Here is a 2,698-nt window from a genome sequence, read left to right on the forward strand (position 1 = left end):
GTGCAGCACCTGCCGAAAGGCCAGGGAGTGGCTGGACGCGAAAAACTTGAGCTATACGTTCCGGGACATCGTCCAGGCCCCACCGACGGTCCCGGAGTTGCAGGAATGGCAAAGACGAAGCAATCTGCCCCTGAAGCGTTTTTTCAACACCAGCGGCATGAACTATCGTGCCCTGGGGCTGAAGGACAAGCTGCCGGAGATGAGCGAGGAGGAGGCACTGAGGCTGCTGGCATCCGATGGAATGCTCGTGAAACGCCCCCTGCTGGTGACGGAGGAGATCGTGCTGATCGGGTTCCGCGAGGCGGCCTGGGCGGAGGCCTTATAGGTAGGCCACGGTAACCTCGGACGGGGCATTCCGCCCTTAGGCGGACGAGTGGTTCGCACCGATACGTGTTGAGAGGAGATATCACGATGACGAATTCGTGGAGTGCCTTTATGTTGGGACTCGTTTGGCTTGCGGGACTTGCAGGGGCGGGCGAGGCTGCAGACCTGGAGTTCGATCCGGACTCGGGGGACACGGTGACCCTGACGTTGAAGGGCAGTACCATCACCTACCGCGCCTACGAGAACGTCCCTTACGTGAGCCGACCGGCGGATGCAAAGCTTCAGGTCATGAACATCTACATCCCCAAGCCGTATTTCGAGGGGGGAACCGTCGACGGCTATACTGCCGAAACGGCGCCAATCTTCTTCCCGAACACGGTTGGCGGCTACTTTCCGGGGGAGCCGGGAGGTCCCGGAGAGGACAGAGACGGGAACCCGAACGCCTCGTTCCTGGCCCTGTCCCGGGGGTATGTCGTGGCCTCGCCCGGTGTACGCGGTCGGACGACTCAGGACGAGGCCGGCCGATATACGGGCAAGGCCCCGGCCTGCATCGTGGACCTGAAGGCCGCGGTACGCTACCTGCACCACAACGACAAACGGATGCCCGGTGACGCTGCGAGGATCGTCTCAAATGGTACCAGCGCCGGAGGAGCCCTCTCCGCACTGCTTGGCGCGACCGGGAATGCCCCGGACTACGAACCCTACCTGGCTTTGCTCGGCGCGGCCGAGGCAAGCGACGATATCTTTGCCGTCTCCGCCTACTGCCCTATCACGAACCTGGAGCACGCCGACATGGCTTACGAGTGGCTGTTTAACGGCGTCAACGATTACGAGCAGACGATGATGCCAGGGACGATGCCATCTCCCGGAGGGCGCGCCGTCATCTCGCAGGAGGCTCGTCCCAAGGTAAAGGGGACGCTGACGGAGGAGCAGAAACGGGCCTCCGAGGAGTTGAAGCGTCATTTCACAGGATACCTGAACGGACTGAAACTCGAAGGAGGCGGGGCGGCGTTGACCCTTGATGCGGACGGCAATGGGTCCTTCAAGGACTATGTCGGGTCCTGGGTGATTGCCTCCGCTCAAAGAGTGATGGATCAGGGGACGGACCTGTCTGCCCTGGAGTGGCTGACAGTTCGGGATGGGAAGGTGACCGCGATCGACTTCGAGGCGTACATTCGGTACGTCGGGCGAATGAAGACGGCTCCGGCTTTCGACGCGCCGGACCTGAACACGGGAGAGAACGAGCTGTTCGGCACTCAATCTGTTAAGGCCCGGCACTTCACGCGGTTTGGGCAGGATCACGACACTGCGGGCGGGGCCCTGGCTGAAAGCACTGTTGTCAAGATGCTGAACCCGATGAATTACATCGGACTCAAGGAGGTAAAGCCCGCACAGCACTGGAGGATTCGCCACGGGGCCGTCGATAGAGATACCTCTCTTGCCGTGCCCGTCATTTTGGCTGCGGTTCTCGACAATGCCGGGCTTGACGTCAATTTCGCGGTGCCCTGGGGGCAGGGGCATGGCGGCGACTACGACCTGGACGAACTTTTCGATTGGATAAGATCGGTCTGCGCCGAGGGAAGGTAATTTCATCTCCAAGCTTTTAGACGATAAGCGGAAAAGTTGTCGAAGTACACGAATAAGAGGCGCCCTGGAGGGGCGCGATCGTTTCACGAGCGACTTCAGGATCGTGGCGGACTACTTTGTGCAGATGAGGCGGAACCGGGATTACGTTCCCTCTTGTCAGGTTGTGAAGCACGTGGACGGGGTGCTGAAGCTGTTGTCGGCACTGACGCGAGACCATCCGCTTTGAGGAGGCGCAGAATCAATTCAGGGAGGGGGAGAGCGTTACCATGCTGAGCGTTTTGGACAAGGTGGAGGGAAGGGGAGAGGCAAGGGGCATACAACTCGGCCGAACGGAAGCGGCTCGGAACCTGCTTCGGATGGGGCTGGACTTAACCAGAATCGCAGAGGCAACCGGACTGCCCCTGGAGGAAATCCAGTCCCTGGAAAAAACGGGGCAGGTTTGACCTTCAGCCTCGCCCGTTGATTGTATCTGGCCCGCAGGGACACGTCCTTTCTGAGGCGGAAGACGTCGCGTCGGGGTATCTCCCGACGGGTTAAGCTAACGATAAGGGGGACGGTTTGGGACCGCCCCCCTGTTTCATCCGCGCTCAGCGCTTTCAACCTGTCTGTCGCTTTTAGCGGAGCAATCCGGCGTTCACGCGTTATGAGGTAGAATAGAACAGGAAGTGGAACGACCTTTTTCTCTAAGGAGGTTCTCTGCGAAATGTTCCGGACCTTTAAGATGCGTAGCGCCATTGGGGCGGCGGTCCTGCTTCTGTCCCTGGCGGCCTCCAGGGCGCAGGCGGCG

4 protein-coding genes are annotated in these 2,698 nt (G+C 60.4%); all 4 read left to right on the top strand.

The window, feature by feature from the left end:
- Positions 1 to 325: arsenate reductase family protein (locus ACO41U_RS10270; RefSeq protein ID WP_485943735.1), on the top strand; the 325-nt coding region annotated here is incomplete at its 5' end.
- A 110-nt stretch (positions 326 to 435) separates the two neighbouring features.
- Positions 436 to 1,911, top strand: coding sequence for a subtype B tannase (locus ACO41U_RS10275; protein WP_485943737.1), 1,476 nt, complete (start codon positions 436 to 438; stop codon positions 1,909 to 1,911).
- A 103-nt stretch (positions 1,912 to 2,014) separates the two neighbouring features.
- Entirely contained in the window at positions 2,015 to 2,137 is a 123-nt protein-coding gene (locus ACO41U_RS10280) for a hypothetical protein (protein WP_485943739.1), read from the top strand.
- 40 nt (positions 2,138 to 2,177) lie between these two features.
- A complete protein-coding gene (locus ACO41U_RS10285) occupies positions 2,178 to 2,354 on the top strand; it encodes a hypothetical protein (RefSeq protein WP_485943741.1) in 177 nt (58 codons plus the stop codon).
- Positions 2,355 to 2,698 lie beyond the last annotated feature (344 nt).

It is taken from the genome of Fretibacterium sp. (assembly GCF_057312375.1).